Source organism: Caulobacter sp. B11, assembly GCF_002737765.1.
In the GTDB taxonomy this organism is placed as follows: domain Bacteria; phylum Pseudomonadota; class Alphaproteobacteria; order Caulobacterales; family Caulobacteraceae; genus Caulobacter.
The window spans coordinates 1-1,664 of sequence record NZ_PEGG01000405.1 but is presented as its reverse complement, the minus strand read 5'-3'; the positions used below and the strand labels follow the sequence as shown (position 1 = coordinate 1,664).

General features: G+C 70.5%; 3 pseudogenes. 1 reads left to right on the top strand and 2 read right to left on the bottom strand.

The window, feature by feature from the left end:
* Positions 1-22 precede the first annotated feature (22 nt).
* A pseudogene (locus CSW58_RS13570) lies at positions 23-276 on the top strand (alpha/beta fold hydrolase); the annotation flags it as partial.
* Positions 277-339: 63 nt separating this feature from the next.
* Here the strand turns inward: CSW58_RS13570 and queG are convergent.
* Positions 340-1,438, bottom strand: a pseudogene (queG, locus tag CSW58_RS13565) (tRNA epoxyqueuosine(34) reductase QueG); the annotation flags it as partial.
* A pseudogene (locus CSW58_RS13560) lies at positions 1,419-1,664 on the bottom strand (glutathione S-transferase family protein); the annotation flags it as partial. The pseudogenes CSW58_RS13560 and queG, both read right to left, overlap by 20 nt.

Below are 1,664 nucleotides of genomic sequence, written 5' to 3'. Positions count from 1 at the left end.
TTGATCCCGACATCGCCGCGCCGCTGAAGGCGGCCGACCCCTCGGCCCGGCGCCCGACATGTATCCGCTGTTTCGGGCCCTGGCCAAGGATCGGCCCCTGCTGCTGGTGCGCGGCGCCCTGTCGGACCTGATCGATCCCCGATCGTCGCGCGGATGCGCCAGGCCGCGCCGGACATGGCCTATGCGGAGGTTCCCCGGGTCGGCCACGCGCCGATGCTGACCGAGCCGCAGGCCTGGTCGGCGATCGAGGCCCTGGTGGCCAGGATCCAGGGCTGACAGGTCCGCTTCCCCTGTCGTGATAGGCCCTAAGCGCCCCATTCCTCGAGGACCGCCGGATCGGGTCTCGACCCGCGCCGCCCTCAGCGCCGCCAGCCGGGTCGGCGGGCAGAGCCTATGCGCCGCCCAGACCGCCGCGCCGCGCACCAGGGGCGAGGGATCGGCGAGGCCGGGGTTCGACCAACGGCCATCAGCTCGGCTGACCGCTGTTGCCGATCGCGTAGAGCACGTTGCGCACGAAGCGGTCGCGGCCGATGCGCTTGATCGGGTTCTTCGAGAACAGGGCGCGGAAGGCCGGATCGTCCAGCCCGGCCAGATCGGCCAGGGCGGGACCCTTCAGGGTCTCGCGGGCGTGGAAGGCCGCCTCGCTGGAGGCCTGGGCGAACTTGTTCCACGGGCAGACCGCCAGGCAGTCGTCGCAGCCATAGATCCGGTTGCCCAGGGCGGCGCGAAACGCCACCGGGATAGGCTCGGCCAGCTCGATGGTCAGGTAGGAAATGCAGCGCCGGGCGTCCAGCCGGTAGGGTTCCGGGAAGGCCTTGGTCGGGCAGATGTCGAGACAGGCGCGACAGGAGCCGCAGTGGTCGATCTCGGGCGGGTCGGCGGGCAGGTCCAGGGTGGTCAGCACCGAGCCGAGGAACAGCCACGAGCCGTGGGCCCGCGACACCAGATTGGTGTGCTTGCCCTGCCAGCCCAGGCCGGCGCGCTGGGCCAGGGGCTTTTCCATCAGCGGGGCGGTGTCGACGAAGACCTTCACCTCGCCGCCGAACCGGCCATGCATCCAGCGGGCCAAGGCCTTGAGCCGCTTCTTGATCACCTCGTGATAGTCGTCGCCCTGGGCATAGACCGAGATCGCCGCGCGATCGGGGTGGTCCAGGGCGCCCAGCGGATCGTGGTCGGGACCGTAATTGACCCCCAGCACCACGGCGCTGCGGGCGTCGGTCCACATGGCCGTCGGATGGGACCGCCGCTCCAGGGTCTCCTCCATCCAGCCCATGGCGCCGTGCAGGCCTTCGGCCACGAAGTCGCGCAGCCAGTCGCCATTGGGCCAGGCGTCGCTGGCGCTGGCGAAGCCGCAGGACGAGAAGCCCAGGCGCAGGGCCTCGGCGCGGATCTCGTCCCTCAGGCCGGCATGGGGGTGATCAGAAGTCGAGATCGTCATAGTGCGCGACCGGCGCGAGGCCCGGCCAGCGATCGGCCAGGATCGGCCGGAAGCACGGCCTCGACTTCAGCTTCATGTACCAGGTCTTGACCGCCGGAAGTCCTTCCACGGCACATCGCCGAAATAGTCGATCACCGACAGGTGGGCGGCGGCGGCGAAGTCGGCCAGGCTCATGCGGCGTCCGGCCAGCCAGTCGCGGGCCTGCAGCAGGCTCTCGATATAGGCC